This is a genomic window from Pyruvatibacter sp. HU-CL02332 (genome assembly GCF_040362765.1).
In the GTDB taxonomy this organism is placed as follows: Bacteria; Pseudomonadota; Alphaproteobacteria; order CGMCC-115125; family CGMCC-115125; genus Pyruvatibacter.
The window spans coordinates 128,211-151,477 of sequence record NZ_BAABWK010000002.1 but is presented as its reverse complement, the minus strand read 5'-3'; the positions used below and the strand labels follow the sequence as shown (position 1 = coordinate 151,477).

Below are 23,267 nucleotides of genomic sequence, written 5' to 3'. Positions count from 1 at the left end.
AGGCCGTTCGGCCGCTTGGATTTCTTGTGTTTCTATTGGGGTTAGGCGGTGTTTTGCCCAAACGTCCGACTAAATTCTACTGGCCTGCAAACTCTATCTGGCGAGCGACATAGCGCGCCAGCATGTCAATTTCCAGATTTACCGGGTCACCATCCTTAAGATCGCCCAGTGTCGTCTGTGTTTGGGTGTGGGGAATGATGTTCACGCCGAAGGTGTCCTGCCCCACTTCATTCACTGTCAGCGAGATGCCATCGATAGTGATCGAGCCTTTTGAGGCGATATAAGGCATGAGATCCGCAGGTGCCTTGAAGGTCAGCCGCCAGCTGTCGCCTTCGGGTTTCTGGCTCACCAGGCTGCCAACGCCATCAACATGACCGCTTACAATGTGGCCGCCCAACTCGTCACCCGCCTTGAGGGCGCGCTCAAGGTTGATCCGCGTCCCTTCCTTCCAGGAACCCAGCTTGGTCAGATTGAGGGTCTCGCCGGAGGCCTCAACATCAAACCAGAAGGTCTTGTCATCCACCCGGCCCTTCTCGATCACCGTCAGGCAGGCACCGGAGCAGGCAATGGATGCTCCAAGGTCAATGCCGTCCGCCTCATAGATGGTGGCGATCCGAAAGCGGGTGTCGCCGCGTTCTTCGATCTCAGTAACTTTGCCGATGTCGGTAATGATGCCGGTAAACATGTGTATCTCTCGTGTTTCGCTAAATGTCGTGACGGACGCGCAGGCTAGTCAGCACGTCCTCGCCCAAGGCAGTGACCGCCTGACGCTCGAAGCCAGCATCAAGGTCAATGTCATCAAGCCCGAGCCCGGCGACAGCAGAATAGCCGTCGTCGCCAATAATCTTTGGCGCCTGAAACCACTCGATGCGGTCAATCAGATTGTCGCGCAACAGACTGGCAGCAAGGCGGGCGCCGCCCTCCACCATCACCCGCGTGATGCCGCGTTCAGCCAGCAGCGTCAAAGCCGCGCTCATGTTCATCTGATTGTCCGGGCCAAGGGGCACTCGGACCAGCTCAATACCCTGCTCTTCAAAGGCCTCAGCACGATCCTTGTCAGCGTCCTCACGTGTCAGAAGAATGACCGGCGTATCAGAAGCGGTGCGTACAAGCTTTGATGTCAGGGGAAGTCTGAGACGTCCATCCGCGATCACGCGAATGGGCGACCGGCCAGAGAGCCCGGGCAGCCGACATGTCAGCTGCGGGTCATCAACAATGGCCGTTGCGCTGCCAATCATGATGGCGTCGGCCTGTGCCCGCATGAGGTGGGTCCGCTCGCGCGCCATTTCACCGGTGATCCAATGGCTCTTGCCGGTATGGGTCGCAATCTTACCGTCCAGCGTTGAGGCAATTTTCAACAGAACTTCAGGACGGTTTTTGGTGACCCGGCAGGTGAACCCGGAATTGGCGTCCCTGGCCTCCTCCTCAAGCACGCCTTCCGTCACCGAAATGCCGCCCGCCTTGAGCATGGCGACGCCCTGACCATTCACCCGAGGGTCATCATCCGTACACGCCACAACAGCACGGGAAATGCCGGCATCAATAAGCGCCTGCGCACAGGGGCCCGTCTTGCCGGTGTGGGCACATGGTTCAAGCGTGACATAGGCCGTTGTGCCACGCGCTCTTGCGCCTGCCCGACCGATGGCCTGTGTCTCTGCATGGGGACGCCCGCCTGGTTGCGTCCATCCACGGCCAACGACCATGGGAACATCACCGGACGTATCAACAAGCACACAGCCGACAGATGGATTGGGAGCCACCTGGCCAAGACCGCGACGCGCAAGCACAAGCGCCATACGCATAAACCGTATGTCCGCCGCCGCCTGTTCCTTGGGGGATAGATCCACCCTCATCTCCGGTCTTGTGCTTGTGCGCACTGCCGGGCCGCACCATGCGGCATCGAGAATGCGCTGTTAGTCTTCGTCGCCGTTTTCGTCCTCACCGTCGCCGAGGCCACCGAGGAAATTTTCAAAGTCTTTGGCTTCCCGGAAATTCCGGTACACCGATGCAAACCGCACATAGGCCACTTCATCAAGCAGCTTCAGGCGTTCCATCATCAGTTCACCAACCATCGAGGCCGGAATGTCGGATTCGCCGGTACTCTCGAGCTCACGCACGATCCCAGACACCATACGCTCCACCCGTTCTGGCTCAACCGGACGTTTGCGCAAGGATATTTGCAGTGACCGCATCAGCTTGTCCCGGTCAAACGGTTCCCGCTTGCCGTTCCGCTTGACGACCGTCAGATCACGAAGCTGGACGCGTTCAAAAGTTGTAAAGCGGGCACCACAGGCCGGACAGAACCGACGCCGACGGATCGCGGCCGCATCTTCTGTTGGCCGTGAGTCCTTAACCTGCGTGTCTTCATTGCCGCAAAATGGGCAGCGCATGTCCCAATATCCCCAGAAAACCGGACTTCGACGATAGGCTCAATATAGGCAGAGGCCTGAATCAAGCCCGGGTCTCTGTTTACCCGTAAATTGGGAAACGTGCACACAATTCGAGGACCCGCTCTTTGACGGATGCTTCAACAGCCCCGTTGTCCTCAGGATTGGCCACGAGACCATCCAGAACTTCGGTGATGAGGTCTCCAACGAGCGAGAACTCGGCAACGCCAAAGCCGCGTGTTGTGCCGGCCGGTGTTCCCAGGCGAACCCCGGACGTAATGGCCGGAGGGGCTGGGTCAAACGGGACGCCATTCTTGTTGCAGGTGATGTGCGCATTTTCGAGGGAATGCTCAGCTGCCTTGCCGGTGAGGTTCTTGGGGCGCAGATCCACCAGCATCAGGTGGCTGTCGGTGCCGCCGGACACAATGTCCACACCGCCCTTTTGGAGGGCCGCAGACAGCGCGCGCGCATTCTCGACAACGTTCTGCGCGTAGATCTTGAAGCTGGGCTGCAGGGCTTCACCAAAGGCAACCGCCTTGCCCGCAATCACATGCATCAGCGGGCCGCCTTGGATACCGGGGAAGATCGCTGAGTTGATCTTCTTGGCCAGCTTTTCGTCATTGGTGAGGATCATGCCGCCGCGAGGGCCACGAAGCGTCTTGTGGGTGGTGGTGGTGCAGACATCTGCATAGGGCAGCGGGCTGGGATAGACACCGCCGGCCACCAGACCTGCAAAGTGCGCCATGTCGACCATCAAGAAGGCATCAACGCTGTCCGCTATTTCACGGAACTTGGCAAAGTCGATGACCGGAGAATAGGCAGAACCACCTGCAATAATCAGCTTGGGCTTATGTTCCTGCGCGAGCTTTGCCACCTCGTCATAGTCAATGTGACCGTCCTGCTTGCGAACGCCGTACTGCACAGGGTTGAACCACTTGCCTGACTGGTTCGGCTTTGCGCCATGGGTCAGGTGACCGCCCGCATCCAGGCTCATGCCCAAAATGGTATCGCCGGGCTTTATCATCGCCATCATGGCGCCCTGGTTGGCCTGACTGCCAGAGTTGGGCTGCACATTGGCGAACTCGCAATTGAACAAACGCTTGGCGCGCTCAATCGCCAGCACTTCAACTTCGTCCACAAATTCGCAGCCGCCATAGTAGCGGCGCCCCGGATAGCCTTCAGCGTATTTGTTGGTCAGGACCGAGCCCTGCGCTTCAAGGACAGCGCGGCTGACGATGTTCTCGGACGCAATCAGCTCAATCTGCGTTTGCTGCCGACCCAGCTCACGACCGACGGAGGCAAAAACGTCCGGGTCTGTCTCGGCCAAGGACCGGCTGAAGAAACCATCATTTGCCGTGTTATCAGCGTCTTGAAGTGACATGGGCATTCCTCGATATCGGGTGCTGCAGTGGCATTTTGTTGAGCGGTACGTCAGGCCATCAAAGACTCGCTAAAGGCCTGTGCAGGAGGAGGTAATCCGGTTGCTGCCAGCAAGCAAGTCGGCGGCCCGAAAACCAGCCTTGCGCACGTCCCGCCTCTTCCCGTGTACCTATCACATAGGTGGAGCATGGTGCTGGGGAGAGTGCCAATTGAAGGTCAGAAATTCGATCTCGAAATAGTCGGCATAGGTGTAATGAGTTGAATTAAACACAACCAGACACGACTACTGCGGGCTAATTTTGACAATACAATGTTCCGTGACCTTTATTTGCGACTGTTGAATTGCTATCTCACACCTAGACATCTATATGCAGGAAATAGTTGAAATAACAGTGCCCAACCGGAGGCTAGGAATGAGCGACTTTGACAAAGACTTGGACGCCATTGATCGCGAAGAAGTCGTACGCCTGACAGCAGACGTTATTGCCGCTTATGTAAGCAACAACGAGCTTTCACCAGCCGAATTGCCAGAGTTAATTCGTGCTGTTCACGGTGCGCTTGGTGGCGCTGCAGGCGCAGACGCCACACCGCCCGCTGAAAAGCAGAAACCCGCTGTTCCCATCAAGCGGTCCGTCACGCCCGATTACATCGTGTGCCTGGAAGACGGTAAGCGCCTCAAAATGCTCAAGCGCTACTTGCGGTCCCACTACGGCATGTCACCGGACGACTACCGCTCCAAATGGAACCTGCCCGCCGACTATCCGATGGTTGCCCCCAATTACTCCAAGCAGCGTTCACAGTTCGCCAAGGATATTGGACTTGGCACCGGTGGCCGAGGCGGCCGCGGAGGGCGGTAGCCTTTCTGTCTGGTCCGAAAGAACAAAAGGCGCTGCCCTTCAGGTCAGCGCCTTTTTTTTGGAAGGTCTGCAAGAGCTTTCTCAAGCTTGCGCAATGCGATGCGTTTGAGATCAGCCTCGGTAACGCGGGCATCTCCAACAATCGAGACCTCGGTTCCCGTCCCTTCATGAACGGCGCTCACCTTCACGTAGGCCCCACGCGGCACAAACTCAAAATAGACCCGATCAGCTGACGCAGTCCCGGACGGTTTGCGTGAGCCCACCATGGGGATTAGGCCGCCCGACTGCGATCAATCTTGAACTCGCTGAACACCTGGTCCAGCGCATCCACCAAAGCAGCAATCTTGCCATCGTCATGGAACGGCCCGGGCGTGAACCGCAGGCGCTCAGTGCCACGCGGAACGGTTGGGTAGTTGATCGGCTGTACATAGATATTGTGCGCTTCGAGAAGACGATCCGAGATGGCTTTGCAGGCCACAGGATCCCACACCATCACCGGCACAATGTGGCTTGGCGTATCCAGCACCGGAAGCCCGCGGGCTTTCAGGTCTGCTTTGAGTTTAGCTGCCTGTGTCTGCTGTGCTTCACGCTCAGCACTACTGGCCTTGAGATGCCGCACGCTGGCCAGAACGCCTGCCGCCAGTACGGGCGACAATGAAGTCGTAAAGATGAAGCTCTGCGCGTAGGAGCGCACCACATCGACAATACGGGCGGAGGCCGCAATGTAGCCGCCCATCACGCCAAAGCCCTTGGCAAGCGTGCCTTCGATGATATCGACCTTGTCGAGAACATCATCCCGATCCGCGATACCGCCGCCCCGCTGGCCATAGAGGCCAACCGCATGCACTTCATCAAGATAGGTCAGCGCATTGTACTTTTTGGCGAGATCACAAATCGCACCAATGTCGGCAATGTCACCGTCCATGGAGTAGACGCTTTCAAAGGCAACAACCTTTGGAACCGACGGATCTGACTCAGCCAGCAGCTCTTCGAGATGCTCAAGGTCGTTGTGCCGGAAAATGCGCTTGGGACCACCACCGTGGCGAATGCCTTCAATCATCGACGCGTGGTTCATTTCGTCAGAGAAAATCACACAGCCTTTGAGAATGCGGGCAAGGCTTGAGAGCGTTGCCTCATTGGCGACATAGCCGGACGTAAAGAGCAGCGCCGCTTCCTTCTGGTGAAGGTCTGCGAGTTCGCGCTCAAGCTCGATGTGATAGTGGTGCGTGCCGGAGATGTTCCGCGTGCCGCCTGATCCAGCACCGGTCACTTCAAGAGCAGTGTGCATGGCTTCCAGCACCTTGGGGTGTTGTCCCATGCCCAGATAGTCATTCGAGCACCACACGGTGATAGTGTCGTCGAGGACCCCATCTATGTAGCGTTTGGCCGTCGGATACGCGCCTTGCTGCCGCTCGAGTTCGGCAAAAACCCGATAGCGGCCCTCAGCACGCAAGGTGTCCAAAGCACCCTGCAAGGCGTCGTCATAGTTAATCCGGTTCATTTGCCGGCCCTCTCCGTCTTCCCGTAGAAGCCCTTGCACCACCCGCCCCATCCATGGACGGTGGGTTGCAAAGCCCCTCCCGCGACAACTCTCACGGGATTATGGTTGACGCTTTGTTAACCCGGCCACTTTGCCGGTGTCTTTGATCCACGTCTAAGGATCGCGACTTGTGATCAATCTGTGACCTTCAATCTATGCCACGTAGCCAAAGTCCGCAAAGTGCGGATTGCCGCACGAAAATGGGGTCCAATGCGCTTAAAAGCCAGAAATTTCTATCTGGCCTCCCTGTCACCCACCTCTGGCCGGTGTCAGGCCCAAAGTCCCCGCTCCTCAAGCACCTGTTTGAGCAGCGCCGGCTTATCTGTCATCAGCCCATCCACGCCCATATCCAGCAACCGATTCATTTCAACCGGGTCATCAATCGTCCAGATGTGTACCTGCAAGCCATTCGCGTGACAGGTGTCGACAAAGGACTTGTTTCCAAGGGTCACACCGAACTGGACCACGGGGATCTGTGTGCAGCCAAACGCCTTGTAGCTGCCGATGGGAAGTCCCCAGGCCCGAAATCTCATCCACGATGTGGCCCAAGGCCCCATACTGGTGCACAGCTTTGGACCCAGCGCGTCTCGCATCTGCTGCAGGCGCCTGTCAGAGAAGGACCCGATCCCTACGCGCTCGACCGCATTGGTCCGTCGAATGGCCTCAATCAACGGAACCACACAGGCATCATGTTTGGGGTCGATGTTGAAACGGGTTTCGGGAAATGACCCCAGCAAGTCTTCCATCAGGGGAATGGGTTCACGCCCTTCAATCAGCGCGGTTTTGACCTCTGCGTAATCGAGCTCCTCGATCGCGCCCTTTTGATTGGTCACCCGGTCCAGCCGGTCATCATGGAAGGACAGCAACACGCCATCACGGGTCGCATAGGCATCGGTCTCTATGTACCGGTAGCCCATATCCACGGCCGCTTGAAAAGCCGCCATCGTATTTTCAGGAAAATCCACTGCGCCACCGCGATGGGCAAACGCCAGGATTCCGTCATGCTCAAGATAAGCAAATTTTGCTGGTCGACTCATACACAGAGTCTAGAGGGAAGCGTGACGTCCGTCGCGGCCATAAATGTCGTCGCGGAAATTAACAACACCATGCTCGTCCACCCACGCGGTGAGATAGAGCATGTAAACCGGCACTGTCTTTTTCAGACGCACATCCTTGCGCGCACCACTGGCCACCAACTCATCCACCCGTTTGCGGTCCCAGCCCTGCTCTTTGAGGATCCATGTGGACAGATCATGCACATGCTCTACACGCACACAGCCCGATGAGTTTGCACGGACGTTGCGCCCGAACAGGCTCTTGGAGGGCGTGTCATGCAGATAGACTGCATGCGGATTGGGGAAGTGAATTTTGACCGTGCCCAGGGAGTTACGCGGACCCGGGTCCTGACGGAACAGGAACGTGCTTTCGTTCACCTGGTTCCAGTTGACATTGTATGGATTGACTTCACGCCCGCCATACCCGCGATAGACGCGCATGTTCAGCCGCTTGAGGTAGCTCGGATCACGACGGACCTGAGGCAGAATGTCCTTGCGGGCAATCGACTGCGGCACGTGCCAATAGGGGTTGAAGGCAAGGAACGTAATCTTGGACGTATATTCCGGGGTCTGACGATCGACCTTGCCAATCACCACACGGTGGCGACGTTCAACCCGACCGTTTGAAACAGCTTCGAGTTTCTGGCCCGCGATGTTCACGAAGATGTAGCGATCGCCAAGTGTGGTGGAGAGTTTGTTGATGCGCTTGAGATTGCGTTCAAGCAACGCAAGACGTGCCTTCGCAGACATGTTGAGCGCTTCGAGTGTGCGGCGACCGATGACACCGTCCGGCAGAAGGCCGTTGCGTGACTGAAAGCGCTGCACGGCCCGCGTGACGTCCGCATCGAACACAGTTGGGTTGCCACCGGCACCGGTAAGGTCGCCCGTTGCAATAAGGCGCTTGCGAAGCAGCGGCACACGCAGCTCATCCACAATGCCCTCTTCAAGCTTACCGCCGGTCTTTGGAATGCGGTCCCAGCCACCCCACTCGACAATGTTCTTGTACATGGAGATGGCACGCAGAAGCGGCCAGTAGCCAGCATCACCCAGCGTGGGTGCATCCGACATCGGTGCTTTGGCATTCTCAAAATCTTCAATGCGACGTGGCGCATCCCACGGGTCGATCCAGTCAACAGCCCAGGGGTCATCCACAAAGGAACTGCTGGGAGACGAGCGGTCGGAATAGTCCTTGGAAGGGGCTGTCGGCGCAGCAGCGGGGCTGTCGCCAAAAATATCGTAGGACCGCGCAGGCTCGGCATTGGCTGCAACAGCAGCCAAGGCACCAAGGGCCATGACTGTGGCAGCAAATAGGACGGACTTGATCAGTGTGCGTGCCAAAACGGAACGATCCCAATTCTAATAGGCGGCTTGAGGGGGGAAACCCTTAGAATTCCCCTACTCCATGCAACAATAAGACCTACGGAACCCAACGGGGACCAGCGTGTTTGTTCACTGAAAACCCCCCGGTTCCCGCAGGCATGAGCCAACCGAGAAATGCCACTCCATCCGCCAATTTGCGACAAGCGACGTGGCGACATCGCTCCCCCAAGCGCCTGCAGCCACGGGAAAAAATCTAGCGCCCTTTGCGCCAGCCCGCTAGGTAATAGTTTGTTAACCACGATCTTGTCGCCAAGCTGCCACCTACGACCATAAACAGGCACCGTTCCTGCACGACCTGCAGCAACGCTTTGACCTCCATCCCGCGCAAGCGGCCAGACCAAAGGCATTTCAGTTTTGACGGCTCTAAGTCTCATCGGTCTCAATCTGCTTGTTGTCGGCCTTGTCGTACTTGGTCTGTGGCTACTCAGTCTTCGTCTCAATGATGTCAGCTTCGTCGATGCCTTCTGGCCGGTCGGCTTTGGCGTCGTTGCCTGGACCACCTATCTGGCCGCCGATGTGGAACATGGTCGGGCAACATTACTCTTGGGCTTCGCCAGCCTGTGGGCACTTCGTTTGGGCATCTACCTTTTGTCGCGCTGGCTCTCAGAGCCCCATGAGGACAAGCGATATCAGGCGATGCGCCGCAACCGGCCCTATTTCAGATGGCAAAGCATCTATGTCGTCTTCGGCCTCCAGGGAGCGTTGATCGTCATGGTCGGTGTTCCCGTCATCTTTGGCATTGCCAACGCACAGGCCCCTTTGGGCTGGCTCGATGCCATGGGCGTCGTCTTCTTCACCGCCGGCTTCATGTGCGAGTCCCTGGCTGACAGTCAGCTCGCCGCGTTCAAGCGCGACAAGGACAATGAAGGCACAGTGATGGACAAAGGCCTGTGGGCCTGGTCCCGCCACCCAAACTATTTCGGCAATACGCTTATCTGGTGGGGACTGTTCCTTATTGCGGCGTCAGACACGGCAAACCTGTGGACGGTTGTAGGACCGGTCGTAATGACGTGGCTGATTTTGAAGATTTCCGGTGTGGCGCTGCTGGAGGGTGGGCTGCACCAGTCCCGGCCGGGCTATGATGCCTATGTGGCCCGGACCAGTGCGTTTATTCCCCTGCCGCCCCGGAAGTAGCGACAGGGGAAGAAGGCAATTAGAGCCGGTAGCGGATCTGGTCTGTCCAGAAGCGCTCAAGACGGCGCAGTGTTGTGTTGATCACCGACAGGTCGTCTTCGCGTACTTCACCAACGGGCTGCAGAGACAACAGGTGACGCTCATAGAGCTCATCCACCAGTTCGTTGATCTCCATACCCTTCTCGGTAAGGCTCACACGCACTGAACGGCGGTCTGCTTCAGACCGCTTGTGGTGGATGTAACCTGTGTCCACCAGCTTCTTCAGATTGTAGGAAACGTTGGACCCAAGATAGTGACCACGTGTCCGCAGCTCACCTGCGGTCAACTCGGCATCGCCGATGTTGAACAGCAGCAATGCCTGCACACTGTTGATCTCGTCGCAGCCAATACGATCAAGCTCGTCCTTGATGACATCAAGCAGGCAGCGGTGTAGCCGCTCCACAAATGTCAGCGTTTCGAGGTAATGGGCCTTGAGGGCGGATACATCTGTTTCCGGCGTCTCATCAACGGCCACAGCAGCGCTCATATTCATACTCATACTCCCGGTTTCTTCGATACCAGCCCGCCTTTCTAGACGGGATTTATCTCGAACTCGGTGGCAACTTTACGCGTCCCGCCTTAATGGATCGCGAAACTGCTGGCGCAATGTATTTCAAAGTTTAATCAATTTACTCAGCGGCGACCGGCAGAGCGGCATTCTCAGCAGCATTGATCATGGCGCCTGAGAGCGCCCCATAGGCTTCAACCCATGCATCCCTGACATCGGTAGTAAAGTCTTCACCAATCCCCTGCTCCAGAGTCCACAGCAAGGCCTCACCGACGGTTTCGTATTGTTCCGGGACAACACCATAGTCGCGATGACGGAGCGCTAGAGACTCTGCCGTGGGGAGGATGGTTGCCAAATCGTTAAGACCGGCAACGACCGACGCCAGCATGGACATGAGCATACGGCCCTGATCGTCCATGTTGCTCTTGAACATCGGCTTCAGTTCCGGCGCGATCTCAAACAGCCTGCCGTAAAAAATCTGAGCCGCTTTAGCTGCAATCGGAACCACTTTGGCAAAGCTGCGCTGCACGAGTTCAATTTGTTCTGGCGTCATGAATTTTTCCCCTCGAAGTATCATTCGGAGAAAAATTACCCGCAAAGCGTGAATAACAACTTAGGCCGCACGCATAAGAAGAGGGGTCACCTGAACCTACAAATCACCGCGCAACATCTTGATGATGCCGGAGAAATCGAGGCCGTCTTTTCCTGCCGCTTCCATCAGGCCGTAAAGCGATGCAGCTTCATTCCCAAGCGGCGTTGGTGCCTTGGATTGAGCAGCCGCTTCCTGCGCCAGTCGTAAATCCTTAAGCATCATTCCCGCAGCAAAGCCGGGTTGGTAGTCATTGTTGGCTGGCGACGTGGGGACTGGTCCTTCGGCGGGGCAGTAGCTCGTCATTGACCAGCACTGACCTGAAGCCGTGGACGAAATATCGAAGAATGTCTGTGCATCGAGACCCAACTTGTCAGCCAGGTTGAAGGCTTCGGCCGTGCCGATCATCGAGATGCCAAGCAGCATGTTGTTGCAGATCTTGGCGGCCTGCCCGTTCCCGGCACCGCCTGCGTGAAACACATTTTTACCCATGTTTTCAAGAATTGGCTGCGCACGGGCAAAATCATCTTTTTCACCGCCAACCATGAAGGTGAGCGTCCCGCCTTCCGCGCCGCCAACGCCACCGGACACTGGGGCATCAACCATTGCCAGGCCCTTGTCGGTCGCCATGGCGGCTACACTGCGGGCTGTGGCCACATCAATGGTGGAACTGTCGATGAGCAGCGTTCCAGACCCGGCACGGGCAATGACCCCATCGTCACCGCCATAGACGGCTTCCACGTGACGACCGGCGGGAAGCATGGAGACGACAATCTCGACTCCAGAAGCAGCATCACCGGCACTGGCAGCAACGGACGCACCTGCCTCTTTCAATCCAGCAACAGCGTCCGCGCTGAGATCAAACACGGTGACGTCGTGGCCGGCCTTCAACAGATTGCGTGCCATAGGCCCGCCCATATTGCCAAGCCCGATAAATCCGATGGTGCTCATACGTGTCTCCCCTGCCCGGTTTAGCCCAGGTCAATATCGCCGCCATCAGCGGGGGCGAAGATCATGTTGATGTCGTCGTCACTCACGGCTTCCAGCGTGTCCGGTTGCCAATTGGGTGCGTTGTCCTTGTCAATGATCGCGGCACGCACGCCTTCATAAAAATCCGGACGCTTCATGATGCGCGACACAATGCGGTATTCGACTGTCATGCAGGTGCGGAAGTCTGCGTCTGCGCCATCCACCATCTGCCGATGGGCCACCTTGAGGCTCGTTGGCGACTTGGTGCGAATGGTAGATGCCTGTGCGGTCGCCCACTCACCGCCATCGGCATCAAGCGCACTGAGAATATCCTCAACGCTTGATCCATTGAACAGCCGCGAAATGTCACCTTGCAGGTCTTCAAGTGAACCGCCGTCCGGCTGTGACGCATGTATCGTCAGTGCGGCGTTAACATTGACGCCGGACGCGCAAAGGGTCTCTTCCAGTTCATCCAGATCCGCCGATGGCATGTAATGGGTCGCAATCCCCGCATAAAGCGCGTCCGCAGCTTTAAGGCGAGCACCCGTGAGCGACAGCCACATACCGGTATGACCCGGCGTGCGAGGCAGAAAGTATGTACCGCCTACATCCGGAAAAAGGCCAATGCCGGTTTCGGGCATGGCAAACATCGTTTTCTCGGTCGCCACACGGTGTGATCCGTGTACGGACAAGCCCACACCGCCGCCCATGGTGATGCCATCCATGAATGCGATGTAAGGTTTTGGGTATTCCTTGATGAAAGTGTTGAGCTTGTATTCCTGATTATAGAAATCAATCGCCATGGGGTCGTTCGACGTGCCCCAGTCATACAAGGCACGGATGTCACCGCCCGCACAGAAGGCCCGGTCTCCGGCGGCCTTGACGATGATCCGTTCAACCCTGGGATCATCCGCCCAGGCAATAAGCTGGGGATGCAGCGCGTGCATCATGTTCAGCGTGAATGCGTTAAGTGCTTTGGGGCGGTTGAGGGTGATGACACCCGCAGCGCCTTTGACCTCAAAAAGAATTTCAGCTTCAGACATGTACTCAGCTACCGGTTCAGCATTTCGCGGGAGATGATCACCCGCATGATTTCGTTTGTACCTTCAAGGATCTGGTGCACCCGCACATCGCGCAGATGCCGTTCCAGAGGATAGTCCTTGAGATATCCATAGCCGCCATGGATCTGCAGTGCCTGATTGACCACCTCAAAGCCCGTGTCCGTCGCCAGACGTTTGGCCATGGCGCAGTGCTGGGTGGCGTCCGGTGATTTCTGGTCCAGCTTGGTGGCCGCCTGTCGCAGCAGAAGACGGGCCGCTTCAAGTTCAGTTGCCATGTCGGCGAGCTTGAACTGGGTCGCCTGAAACGTCGAAATCGCCTTGCCGAATTGCTGGCGGTCTTTTGCGTAGGCCATGGCTGTATCAAGTGCCACCTGCGCAGTCCCTATCGAACAGGCACCGATGTTGAGGCGCCCGCCATCAAGACCCTTCATGGCAATCTTGAAGCCGTCCCCTTCGTTGCCGATGAGATTTTCCACGGGCACGCGGCAGTCTTCAAAGATGACAGCGGCTGTGGGTTGCGAATTCCAACCCATCTTCTTTTCGGTCGCGCCAAAGGACAGCCCGGGAGTGCCCTTCTCCACCACGATACAGGACACACCGCCTGCGCCGTCGCCCCCTGTCCGGATCATGCAGACATACACGTCAGACGTCCCCGAGCCTGAAATGAACGCCTTGGAGCCGTTGATCACATAGTGGTCGCCGTCACGCACGGCCTTGGTCTTGAGGGAAGCCGCATCCGAGCCTGCGCTTGGCTCAGTCAGGCAATAGCTCGCGATGAGATCCATCGATGTGAGCTTCGGCAGCCACTTCTGGCGCTGGTCCTCATTGCCGAACGTATCAATCATCCACGCGGCCATGTTGTGGATCGAGATATAGGCGGCCGTCGAGGTGCAACCCTGGGACAGTGCTTCAAAGATGAGCGCTGCATCGAGCCGGGTCAGTGCCGACCCGCCAACATCCTCGCGCACGTAAATGCCGGCAAAACCGAGGGCTGCGGCCTTGCGCATGGTGTCCACGGGAAAGATGGCTTTCTCGTCCCACTCAGCCGCATGGGGAGCCAGTTCATTGGCAGCAAAATCTGAAGCCGTGTCGAAGAAAGCCCTTTGATCTTCCGTCAGAGCAAAATCCATCTGCCGCCCTACTCCCGTCCGCTCTTTCTTGTTTGTGTGATGACGGGTGTAGCTAGGCCGCATTGGCGCGTCAACGCGGAGCAATCGCGCCATCATTGCCTCCGCATTTGTCAGGATTGGCTGCCCGGATTGACCAAGGGGAACACTGGGATTGAGACGACTCAGCCCATCCTCTACACACCGTCGAAAGATCTGAGTGGACGATCAGACACCGCCACAAACACCATTATTGGAGCAATCAATGAGCCTTTACGCCCTGATCCCGGTCTTCATAACCGTCTTTCTTGCCGAACTTGGCGACAAGACCCAGGTGGCCTCGCTCCTGTTTGCAACCGATGAGGACCTCAATCCGTGGCTGGTCTTTGCCGCCGCGTCGCTTGCCCTGACGGCCTCCACAGGTATCGCCGTACTGCTCGGCTCTTACGCAGCCAAATATCTGGACATGGTGCCCATCAGACTGCTGGCAGGCATCGGGTTCATTCTGATCGGAAGCTGGTCTGTATTCACACACTTCAAAGCCTGAAGGTGAACGGTGGTCAGGCCGGTTTGCGGCTGACAATCACTTCAGACGGAATACCCCCCGCCACCTTTTTGCAGGCATGGGCCAACTCGAATTCGTCCGGCACACAGGCCAGAAGTTCGAGCGGGCGGCATCCGCCAACTGCCTGGGGCCGCAATCTGTGCACGGCCGACCAAAGGCTCGATGTCAGGCGCGACAGGGGCGAGTAGCCACCGGTGAGACTTACAGCCCCGAAAAGGCCGCCGGGTTTGAGTACCCGCCGCACCTCGTCATAGACCGCCCGGATCTCATCTTCCGAGAAGATATCCAATACATAGGCCGCATAGACATGGCTGACGCTGTTGTCTCTCAGCGGCAATGGGGCCCGCACGTCCCCCACCACGGCAAAGGCGTGATCACACTGGCGCAGTCGATTGCGCCCCAGATTGACCATCACCGGCGACAGATCAAGGCCAATATAGCGCGTGCCGCGGGGGGTGAGTTCCGTCACCACCTCATGGGCCAGACGACCGGTGCCCATGCCCAGTTCCAGCACGCTGTCAGCGGTATCGAAAGCCATGTGGCGCTTCATCTCAGCCAGCGGTTCGTCTTCGTACCAGCCCTGAGTGTCCTGTTTGGCGCCGAACCGGTTGTACAAAGAAATGATTTCGTCGCGCTCTAGCAGCCGCATGCACTCAACCCCAACCCGTGCCCCAAAAACTTGCCCGAAAGCCGATAGCCTTTTATGCAGGTTATATGAGCACAGATCCAAAGACGTCCAACATCAAGAATATCGGCAGCCGTTCGGTCAATGCACCCGAGCAGATGGCCCCCGGTTTTCCCGCCACCCGCCCGCGCCGCAATCGCAAAAGCGACTGGACCCGTCGGCTGACGGCGGAAAATGCGCTGAGCGTTGATGATCTGATCTGGCCAATCTTCGTGGTCGATGGTGACAATGTCCGGGACCCCGTGGCGACCATGCCCGGCGTTGATCGTCTGTCTGTCGACCTCGCCGTTGAGGCGGCAGCCCAGGCAGCCGACCTCGACATTCCCGTCATTGCCCTCTTCCCCTACACCGAACCCGGCCTGCGCGATGAGCGCGGCAGCGAGGGCCTCAATCCGCAAAACCTGATCTGTCAGGTCACCCGGGCCATCAAGTCCCAGGTGCCGGACATCGGCATCCTCTGCGACGTCGCGCTTGATCCCTATACGAGCCACGGCCATGACGGATTGTTGGAAGGCAACACCATCCTCAATGATGAAACCGTGCAGGTGCTGTGCACCCAGGCGCTGGTTCAGGCAGAAGCCGGTTGCGACATCATTGCTCCCAGCGACATGATGGACGGGCGCATCGGTGCGATCCGCCACGCGCTCGAAAATGCCGGTCACACCGATGTGCAGATCATGGCCTATGCGGCCAAATACGCGTCCGCCTTCTATGGCCCGTTCCGCGATGCAGTCGGGTCGTCGGGCGCGCTCAAGGGCGACAAGCGCACCTACCAGATGAACCCCGCCAACACCGACGAAGCCCTGCGCGAAGTGGCGCTGGACATCGAAGAAGGGGCGGACATGGTGATGGTCAAACCCGGCATGCCCTATCTCGACGTGGTGGCACGGGTGAAAGACACCTTCCAGATGCCCACCTTCGCCTACCAGGTGTCCGGCGAATACGCGATGCTGCAGGCTGCTGCCCAGAACAACTGGCTGGATGGCGAAAAGGTCATGATGGAAAGCCTGTTGGCCTTCAAACGCGCTGGCGCTGATGGCGTGCTGAGCTACTTTGCCAAGGACGTGGCAGAGCGGCTGCGGGACGGGTAGCAAGCGCTCAAAGGATTGTCCGGTTAAACCGCGCAATGGCGTTGTTTGGTTTCAATAAAATATCGCCGCCATGCCACGGCTTGACCGTGGGGGCCATGCGGACTGTTCCGGAAAACAAAAACTTATCCCCGCCCCTCAGACCACCCGTATCCTGTTCACAGCCTCGCGTCTCAACCGCGTGAGGTGCGCTGCTGGTCAGTCCCCGGCCGGTGGCGTGGGATGCGTTGCCATGGCGGTCTGACCGGACACGGACAACGGACATTCAGGACACGGACACACGGACAGGACCCGCTATGGCAGCGTTTCCCTCTTTTGTGCCAGCCCTTGCCCCAAACGGGTGGCGCGAGGCCGGTGACGCACGCCTAGTCCTTGGTGAGACGCGCAATGAGGCTCGAGGTATCCCAGCGATTGCCGCCCATCTCCTGCACCTCGGCGTAATAGCCATCGACGATTTTGGTGACCGGAAGGTCTGCTCCATTGCGGGCCGCTTCCGCCAGACAGATGGCAAGGTCCTTGCGCATCCAGTCCACGGCAAAGCCGAAATCGAACTTGCCGTCATTCATGGTCTCCCAGCGGTTTTCCATCTGCCAGCTTTGAGCGGCCCCCTTGGAGATGACATCCATGACGCCCGCCACATCCAGATCGGCCTTCTGGGCAAAATGAATGGCTTCGGACAGCCCCTGCACAAGGCCGCCAATGCAAATCTGGTTGACCATCTTGGTCAGCTGCCCGGACCCGGCAGGCCCCAGCAGGCGCGACTGCTTGGCATAGGCCGCCATGACCGGTTCCGCCGTCTTGTAGTGATAGGGATCGCCGCCACACATGATGGTGAGCTGACCGTTTTCCGCCCCTGCCTGCCCGCCCGAGACAGGCGCATCAATGGCACCAAAGCCCCGCTTTTCTGCTTCAGCAGCCAGTTCGCGAGCAATATCGGCGGACGCCGTCGTATGGTCCACAAACACCGTGCCCGGCTGCATGGTCTGAAACACGCCGTCCGGCCCCAGGGTCACCGATCGCAGATCATCGTCATTGCCCACACAGGTGAAAACAATCTCAGCCTCCGCTGCCGCCTTTGCGGGCGTCCACGCACCGGAACCCCCATGAGACCCTTTGTAGGCCTCACGCCACTGCTTGGCCTTGATGGTGGTGCGGTTGTAGACCGTTACCTGATGTCCGGCCTCGGCCAGATGTCCGGCCATGGGGAAGCCCATAACGCCAAGTCCGATAAACGCAACGCGTGCCATGTGGTATCTCCTGGGGAATGCTCCTATGTGTGGAGCCGCTCATATGTATTGGGCGCACTAAACATGAAACCACTCGGGACCGGAATACGTACACCGGATCAAATATCGAGGGTGTGGGGAGGCCGCAGGCCATGACGATCAAGATACTTCGCTGGGCAGCCATCACGCTTGCCGCGCTGGCCGTGGTTATTGGCCTGCTGGTGCTGCAGCTTCTCGGCCTCGCAGAGCGTGCCGTGCCGGACTACGCAGGCACCATGGATTTGCCCGGCCTGTCAGCCCCGGTTGAGGTCATTCGGGACGAACATGCCGTTCCCCACATCTTTGCTGAGTCGGACCCTGACGCCGCATTCGCGCTAGGCGTCTCCCACGCGCAGGATCGGCTCTGGCAGATGGAACTCTTCCGCCGTGTGGTTCAGGGACGCCTGTCCGAAGTGTTTGGCTCCGCTGCCCTGCCCGCGGACAAGATCATCCGCACGCTGGATTTCTATGGGCATTCCGAACGGTCGCTTGCGGTGCTCTCCCCGGAGCTTCGCGCGGTGCTTGATGCCTATGCGGCCGGGGTCAACGCCTACATGTCTGAATCAACCCGGCCTTATCCGCCGGAGTTTCAGGTTCTGATGCATACACCTGAACCATGGCAGCCCGCTGACTCGGTCGGCATGGTCAAGCTTCTGGCAGCCGGCCTGTCCGGCAATGCCTTCTCGGAAGTCCTGCGCACCCGCCTCATGGAAGTGCTGGACGATGAAGACATGAAGACCTTTGACCCGCCCTACCCGGCCGACAGCAAACCGGCGGTGCGTGATCTCGCATCGCTCTATCGCACGCTTGGCCTGGAGCGGATCATTGCCGCCATTCCCGACACGGGTCCGCCCGGCGCCTCAAACAACTGGGTGGTGGATGGCAAATGGACAAAGAGCCAGAAGCCTCTGCTGGCCAACGACCCACATTTGGGCATGCTCGCACCCTCCATCTGGTACGCCGCGCATCTGAGTGTCGGCGACAGCAATGTCATCGGCGTTACCATTCCTGGCATTCCGTCCGTCGTACTGGGTCGCAACAATCATATCGGTTGGGGCTTCACCAATACCGGTCCGGACACTCAGGACATGGCGATTGAAGACGTAAACCCGAACAACCCGGAGCAGTACCGGACACCTGAAGGCTGGGCGGACTTTGCGATCCGCGAAGAAGAGATTGTTGTTCGTCTGGGATCGGATGAAACACTTGTGGTACGCGAAACCCGCAATGGCCCTGTCCTCGATGCCATTGCAGATACCTTTGACGACGTCGTCGCCGACGGTCAGGTCGTTGCTCTCAAGTGGACGGCGCTCACCAGCGAAGACACGACCATTGAAGCGGGCTTCCGCTACACCAAGGCCCGCACGGTGGCGGAATTTGACGAGGCTACGCGCCTCCAGGTGTCGCCCATGCAGAGCATGGTGGTGGCTGACGTGGACGGAAACATCGGCATGATTGCCCCTGCTGCTGTTCCTGTGCGCAGCGACGAGCATGAGACCGGCGGACTGCTGCCTGCGTCCGGCGCCAATCCCGCCAATGACTGGCTGGGCATGATCCCCCACGAAGGACTTCCGCGCGTCATCAACCCGTCCCATGGCTACATCGCGACCGCCAACAACAAGATCATCGCGGATGATTTCCCCTACTACATTTCCTCAAGCTGGGATGGGCCTTACCGGGCCAACCGCATTGAGGACATGATCGAGGCGACGCGGCTGCACGATGTGGCAAGCTTTGAAGCCATGCTGGCCGACAACAAGTCCGAATTGGCGGCTCTTCTGGTCCCCTACTTCACCAGCGTGGAACCGGAAACAGACCAGATGGCAGAAGCACAGGCCTTGTTGCGCGACTGGGATGCCACCATGGAAAAGGAGCTTGCGCAGCCTTTGATCTTCCATGCCGCCCTGAAGCAGCTGCACAAGAAACTGTACGCGGATGAACTTGGAGAGCTGGCAGATAGTGTGGGCCGCCGCCGTGAGACATTCCTCCTCAATGCCCTTTCCGGGGATGAGATGGCCGCACGCTGGTGCGACAACACCACAACAACTGAAACCGAGCACTGCACGGATGTAGTTCGCACCGCCCTTGCGGCGGGCCTTGAGGACCTCAACAACCTCTACGGCAACGACATGAGCAAGTGGAACTGGGGTGATGCCCACCCAGTGGTGAACAATCACCTGCCCATGGGTTTCATTCCCGGTGTCCGCAACATCTTCAATATCGAACGCCCAAGCGCCGGTGGTCCGTACACGGTCAATCGCGGACAGACGGGGTCCGGCGCCCGCCCCTTTGCCAATGTTCATGCAGCGGGCTATCGCGCCGTCTTTGACTTCGATGACATGAACAACTCCGTCTACATCATATCAACGGGCCAGTCCGGCAATCCGGCGTCGGACTATTACGATACATTCGCCACGCTCTGGGCGGATGGCGGGCACATTCGCATGACCACGGATCGCGCGGAAATCGAGACGGGATCAATCGGCATGCTGACATTGCGACCGGCTCACAACTAGGGCCTGCGCGGGCGTTTGTTTTCCGCGACGCCGCCAAGTCGGTATAGTGGGAACATGAGCGACCAGGACACCAAGATTCCTCTTCCGCTGGCGGGCCCCCGTCCGGATCAAAAGGAAATTGAAGAAGCGCTGGCATTTTCCAGTCTTCTGCAGGAATTCGGGCGTCTGCTCTCTGGTGAATATGACCGTCGAATGCCCATGAGCCGGGGACAATCAGCCGTTGTGGCCCTCCTCATGGAAAATGACGGCCGCACCCAGACCGAGCTGGCCGATGAGATGGTCATGCACAAGGTCTCGGTCGGAGCCCATGTGGATGAACTGGTGCAGCAGGGACTTGTGGAGCGCCGCCCCCACCCCACGGATCGCCGCTCAAAGCAGGTCTGGCTCACGCCCTATTTTCACTCGGTGAAGTTTCTGGGTCAGGGTGTGTTCACGATGATCCACGCCCGCGCCATCGAAGGCGTATCGAAAAAGGACTATGCCCACGCGGTCAAAGTGCTGACCGCCATGCGGGACAATCTCAAAAAGCTGAAAGACGAAACCGGCGGATAAGCCTACTTGGCAGCCGTCGCATATTTGCTGCGGAAGTAGAGCAGCGGGTCACCTTCAGTTGTGGAGGTGAAACCAACAACCCTGCCAACCATGATGATGTGGTCGCCCGCATCGTGGCGGCTCTCCACGTCACACTCGAAGGTAGCAAGCGCCGTCTCCACCACAGGAAGCCCCGTCTTGGCGCCCTTGCCGCCCACATGTTCTTCCATGGAATGACGGCCCGGTTTGGCCATCTCGTTGCTGACATTCATATCTTCAGCACTCAGAACATTAATGGCGAACTGCCCTGCCGCATCAAAATCCGCCAGCGTGTCCGAGGATTTATCGATACACCACAGCACCAAAGGCGGGTCCAGCGAGACCGACGAAAAGGAGTTGGCGGTGATCCCTACAGGGGTGCCATCCGCCTTTCGTGTCGTCACAACAGTGACACCGGTCGCAAAACAACCAAGCGCGTTACGAAAATCTCGAGAATTGTCGGTCATAAAGGAATTGCCTGAGGATGGGCGTTGGGCGGGAATGCAAGCATTTGTGCCGTTCTAGGCGACGCTTTGGTTAGTGGCAACCTGCTGCTTTAGCAAAGCATTAACCACGCTTATCAACCTCAACCGCGTGTTAACGCGATTTGGGGACACTTCCCTTCAGATTATGTCAGCAAAAGTCTCAGCACACAGGGTGCGGAGGCGTAGTACTCGGTTGGGACCGTCGGCGCGATGAAACTGATTATCGGCATTATTACTGTGTTTGTCTGCGTGCTGGGCGGCTACGCGGCCATGGGCGGCAAGCTCTATGTGCTCTGGCAGCCCTTCGAAGGCGTGATCATTCTGGGTGCCGCCATGGGCGCCTTCATCATTGCCAATCCGGGACACGTCATCAAACAGATGGGCGGCGCCATGGGCGCGCTCATGAAGGGATCACCCTATAACAAGGAATCCTATCTGGAGCTCCTCAGCTGCCTGTTCCAGTTCTTCAAGCTGGCCAAGGCCAAGGGCAACCTGGCGCTGGAAGCCCACGTGGAAAATCCACATGACTCAGACATCTTCAAACAGTTTCCCACCGTCATGGACAATCACCACGCGGTCGATTTCATCTGCGACTACATCCGGCTGATTACTCTTGGCACGGAAAATCCGCACGAGCTTGAAGCGCTCATTGATGAGGAACTAGAAACCCATCACGAAGAACGCCACCACCTGATCGACGCCATGCAGGCGCTGGCAGATGGCACACCGGCTCTGGGGATTGTGGCCGCCGTGTTGGGCGTGATCAAAACCATGGGCTCGATCAACGAACCGCCGGAAATTCTCGGTAAGCTCATTGGTGGTGCCCTTGTGGGTACCTTCCTCGGCGTGTTCGTGGCCTATGGCTTCTTTGCGCCGATGACCGCGTCGCTGAAGCACACCTATGACGCGGAAGCCAAATACTTCCAGTGCATCAAGGCAGCCCTGCTCGCGCATCTCTCCGGATACCCGCCTGCGGTGTCTGTGGAGTTCGGCCGCAAGGCCCTGCTGAGCGACACGCGTCCCACATTTGCTGAACTCGAAGAACGCACAGGCTCGCTGCAGCCTGTCTAGGCCGCACCTGACCGCCACGCCAGAAGGATCAAGGCGCACACATGTCGAGCAACGAACAGCCGATCATCATCAAGCGGGTCAAGAAAGCCGCACACGGCCACCACGGTGGCGCGTGGAAGATCGCCTACGCCGACTTCGTGACCGCCATGATGGCCTTTTTCCTGCTCATGTGGCTGATCTCCATGACCACGCCCGAGCAAAAAGACGGGCTGGCAGATTACTTCGCGCCCCCAAACATCAGCCGCTCAAACTCAGGCTCCGGTGGCATTCTCGCCGGTACAGCCCATGACAGCCGCGGTGCCAAGGAAGGCGGCGCGATCACAGCTGTTGTCGTCTCCATCGCCCCGCCGGCACAGAAGGAAGACGAAGGCAAGGACAAGGGCGAGACACCTGGTGAAGGCCAAATCGGCGACAAGAAAGAAGATGGCGCTGAAATGGCTCATGAGAGCCAGTTGCTGATCGACAATGGCGAAGCAAAACAGGAAGCCCGTTCTTTCGCACGCGCTGAAATGTCGATCCGACAGAGCCTCAATGATCTGCCGGAACTCGCAGAGCTTTCCAAGCACATCATCATTGATGAAACACCCGAAGGCCTGCGTATCCAGCTTGTGGACCAGGAAGGCCGGTCCATGTTCCCGGCCGAAAGCGCTGTGCCTTACGAGCGCACCCGGGTCCTGCTGGACGCCATTGGCAAGACGCTCAATCTGCTTCCCAACCGCATAACCATCGGTGGTCATACCGATTCAACGCCCATGAGCACCGGCGACGACTACACCGCATGGGAACTCACCTCCGAGCGTGCCAATGCCGCGCGGCGTGTGCTTATGGAAAACGGCCTTGATGGCAATCGCGTCTATCAGGTTGCCGGCAAGTCGGATTCCGAGCCGCTGTTCCCGGAAGACCCGTTTATGGCTGCAAACCGGCGCATTTCCATTGTGTTGCTGCGCGAAGCCCCGGTTCTGCCGCCAAGCCAGATGCGCTAGGCGAAACTACTCTCTTAAACCGCCCCTATTGCAC

The 23,267-nt window shown here is 58.1% G+C and carries 24 protein-coding genes; 8 read left to right on the top strand and 16 right to left on the bottom strand.

Annotation, left to right across the window (positions count from 1 at the left end; all coding sequences use genetic code 11):
• Nucleotides 1-76 precede the first annotated feature (76 nt).
• From ABXH05_RS11360 to glyA, 4 genes are all read right to left on the bottom strand, one after another.
• The gene (locus ABXH05_RS11360; protein WP_353561111.1) at nt 77-685 is read right to left on the bottom strand and encodes a riboflavin synthase; all 609 of its coding nucleotides are present in this window, start codon (nt 683-685) and stop codon (nt 77-79) included.
• 19 nt (nt 686-704) lie between these two features.
• Nucleotides 705-1,847 (bottom strand): bifunctional diaminohydroxyphosphoribosylaminopyrimidine deaminase/5-amino-6-(5-phosphoribosylamino)uracil reductase RibD, encoded by a 1,143-nt coding sequence (gene ribD, locus ABXH05_RS11355; RefSeq protein WP_353561110.1) that lies wholly within the window; start codon nt 1,845-1,847, stop codon nt 705-707.
• A gap of 66 nt (nt 1,848-1,913) precedes the next feature.
• The gene (gene nrdR, locus ABXH05_RS11350; protein ID WP_353561109.1) at nt 1,914-2,390 is read right to left on the bottom strand and encodes a transcriptional regulator NrdR; all 477 of its coding nucleotides are present in this window, start codon (nt 2,388-2,390) and stop codon (nt 1,914-1,916) included.
• Between the two features lie 79 nt (nt 2,391-2,469).
• A complete protein-coding gene (gene glyA, locus ABXH05_RS11345; protein WP_353561108.1) occupies nt 2,470-3,768 on the bottom strand; it encodes a serine hydroxymethyltransferase in 1,299 nt (432 codons plus the stop codon).
• 412 nt (nt 3,769-4,180) lie between these two features.
• Between glyA and ABXH05_RS11340 the strand changes: the two genes are divergently transcribed.
• Nucleotides 4,181-4,624 carry a Ros/MucR family transcriptional regulator gene (locus tag ABXH05_RS11340; protein WP_043949168.1) on the top strand — a complete coding sequence of 148 codons (444 nt, stop codon included), beginning with the start codon at nt 4,181-4,183 and terminating at the stop codon, nt 4,622-4,624.
• 44 nt (nt 4,625-4,668) lie between these two features.
• Here the strand turns inward: ABXH05_RS11340 and ABXH05_RS11335 are convergent, their stop codons facing one another.
• The 4 genes from ABXH05_RS11335 to ABXH05_RS11320 form a co-directional block, all read right to left on the bottom strand.
• Nucleotides 4,669-4,890: a DUF6898 family protein gene (locus ABXH05_RS11335; RefSeq protein ID WP_353561107.1), complete on the bottom strand. Its 222-nt coding sequence runs from the start codon at nt 4,888-4,890 to the stop codon at nt 4,669-4,671.
• A 5-nt stretch (nt 4,891-4,895) separates the two neighbouring features.
• Complete coding sequence (gene hemA, locus ABXH05_RS11330) at nt 4,896-6,125, bottom strand: 5-aminolevulinate synthase (RefSeq protein ID WP_353561106.1); 1,230 nt, start codon at nt 6,123-6,125, stop codon at nt 4,896-4,898.
• 308 nt (nt 6,126-6,433) lie between these two features.
• Nucleotides 6,434-7,201 (bottom strand): glycerophosphodiester phosphodiesterase family protein, encoded by a 768-nt coding sequence (locus ABXH05_RS11325; protein ID WP_353561105.1) that lies wholly within the window; start codon nt 7,199-7,201, stop codon nt 6,434-6,436.
• Nucleotides 7,202-7,210: 9 nt separating this feature from the next.
• Nucleotides 7,211-8,557: a L,D-transpeptidase family protein gene (locus ABXH05_RS11320; protein ID WP_353561104.1), complete on the bottom strand. Its 1,347-nt coding sequence runs from the start codon at nt 8,555-8,557 to the stop codon at nt 7,211-7,213.
• A 396-nt stretch (nt 8,558-8,953) separates the two neighbouring features.
• On the opposite strand from ABXH05_RS11320, the gene ABXH05_RS11315 reads away from it, so the two are divergent.
• Nucleotides 8,954-9,733, top strand: a complete 780-nt coding sequence (locus tag ABXH05_RS11315) for a DUF1295 domain-containing protein (RefSeq protein ID WP_353561103.1) — start codon at nt 8,954-8,956, stop codon at nt 9,731-9,733.
• Nucleotides 9,734-9,752: 19 nt separating this feature from the next.
• Here the strand turns inward: ABXH05_RS11315 and ldtR are convergent, their stop codons facing one another.
• From ldtR to ABXH05_RS11290, 5 genes are all read right to left on the bottom strand, one after another.
• Nucleotides 9,753-10,265, bottom strand: a complete 513-nt coding sequence (ldtR, locus tag ABXH05_RS11310; protein ID WP_348141142.1) for a transcriptional regulator LdtR — start codon at nt 10,263-10,265, stop codon at nt 9,753-9,755.
• A gap of 136 nt (nt 10,266-10,401) precedes the next feature.
• Complete coding sequence (locus ABXH05_RS11305) at nt 10,402-10,833, bottom strand: globin family protein (protein WP_353561102.1); 432 nt, start codon at nt 10,831-10,833, stop codon at nt 10,402-10,404.
• A 96-nt stretch (nt 10,834-10,929) separates the two neighbouring features.
• Nucleotides 10,930-11,820, bottom strand: a complete 891-nt coding sequence (gene mmsB, locus ABXH05_RS11300) for a 3-hydroxyisobutyrate dehydrogenase (protein ID WP_353561101.1) — start codon at nt 11,818-11,820, stop codon at nt 10,930-10,932.
• A 20-nt stretch (nt 11,821-11,840) separates the two neighbouring features.
• Nucleotides 11,841-12,881 carry an enoyl-CoA hydratase/isomerase family protein gene (locus tag ABXH05_RS11295; protein WP_353561100.1) on the bottom strand — a complete coding sequence of 347 codons (1,041 nt, stop codon included), beginning with the start codon at nt 12,879-12,881 and terminating at the stop codon, nt 11,841-11,843.
• A gap of 8 nt (nt 12,882-12,889) precedes the next feature.
• Nucleotides 12,890-14,029, bottom strand: coding sequence for an isobutyryl-CoA dehydrogenase (locus ABXH05_RS11290; RefSeq protein WP_353561099.1), 1,140 nt, complete (start codon nt 14,027-14,029; stop codon nt 12,890-12,892).
• A gap of 241 nt (nt 14,030-14,270) precedes the next feature.
• On the opposite strand from ABXH05_RS11290, the gene ABXH05_RS11285 reads away from it, so the two are divergent.
• Complete coding sequence (locus ABXH05_RS11285) at nt 14,271-14,552, top strand: TMEM165/GDT1 family protein (protein ID WP_353561098.1); 282 nt, start codon at nt 14,271-14,273, stop codon at nt 14,550-14,552.
• 13 nt (nt 14,553-14,565) lie between these two features.
• On the opposite strand, the gene ABXH05_RS11280 is transcribed toward ABXH05_RS11285, so the two are convergent.
• The gene (locus ABXH05_RS11280) at nt 14,566-15,219 is read right to left on the bottom strand and encodes a class I SAM-dependent methyltransferase (protein ID WP_353561097.1); all 654 of its coding nucleotides are present in this window, start codon (nt 15,217-15,219) and stop codon (nt 14,566-14,568) included.
• 134 nt (nt 15,220-15,353) lie between these two features.
• Between ABXH05_RS11280 and hemB the strand changes: the two genes are divergently transcribed.
• Entirely contained in the window at nt 15,354-16,346 is a 993-nt protein-coding gene (gene hemB, locus ABXH05_RS11275) for a porphobilinogen synthase (protein WP_353562384.1), read from the top strand.
• Between the two features lie 362 nt (nt 16,347-16,708).
• On the opposite strand, the gene ABXH05_RS11270 is transcribed toward hemB, so the two are convergent.
• Nucleotides 16,709-17,590, bottom strand: a complete 882-nt coding sequence (locus tag ABXH05_RS11270; protein WP_353561096.1) for an NAD(P)-dependent oxidoreductase — start codon at nt 17,588-17,590, stop codon at nt 16,709-16,711.
• A gap of 131 nt (nt 17,591-17,721) precedes the next feature.
• Here ABXH05_RS11270 and ABXH05_RS11265 point away from each other — a divergent pair, with 131 nt between their 5' ends.
• The gene (locus ABXH05_RS11265) at nt 17,722-20,124 is read left to right on the top strand and encodes a penicillin acylase family protein (RefSeq protein ID WP_353561095.1); all 2,403 of its coding nucleotides are present in this window, start codon (nt 17,722-17,724) and stop codon (nt 20,122-20,124) included.
• A gap of 54 nt (nt 20,125-20,178) precedes the next feature.
• Nucleotides 20,179-20,676, top strand: a complete 498-nt coding sequence (locus ABXH05_RS11260) for a MarR family winged helix-turn-helix transcriptional regulator (protein WP_353561094.1) — start codon at nt 20,179-20,181, stop codon at nt 20,674-20,676.
• Nucleotides 20,677-20,678: 2 nt separating this feature from the next.
• Here ABXH05_RS11260 and ABXH05_RS11255 read toward each other — a convergent pair whose 3' ends face one another.
• Nucleotides 20,679-21,161 (bottom strand): flavin reductase family protein, encoded by a 483-nt coding sequence (locus ABXH05_RS11255; protein ID WP_353561093.1) that lies wholly within the window; start codon nt 21,159-21,161, stop codon nt 20,679-20,681.
• A 228-nt stretch (nt 21,162-21,389) separates the two neighbouring features.
• On the opposite strand from ABXH05_RS11255, the gene motA reads away from it, so the two are divergent.
• Both motA and ABXH05_RS11245 read left to right on the top strand, forming a co-directional pair.
• Nucleotides 21,390-22,250, top strand: a complete 861-nt coding sequence (motA, locus tag ABXH05_RS11250; protein ID WP_348140817.1) for a flagellar motor stator protein MotA — start codon at nt 21,390-21,392, stop codon at nt 22,248-22,250.
• A 41-nt stretch (nt 22,251-22,291) separates the two neighbouring features.
• On the top strand, nt 22,292-23,233 hold the full coding sequence (locus ABXH05_RS11245) for a flagellar motor protein MotB (protein WP_353561092.1): 942 nt from the start codon (nt 22,292-22,294) through the stop codon (nt 23,231-23,233).
• The last annotated feature ends 34 nt before the right edge of the window (nt 23,234-23,267 follow it).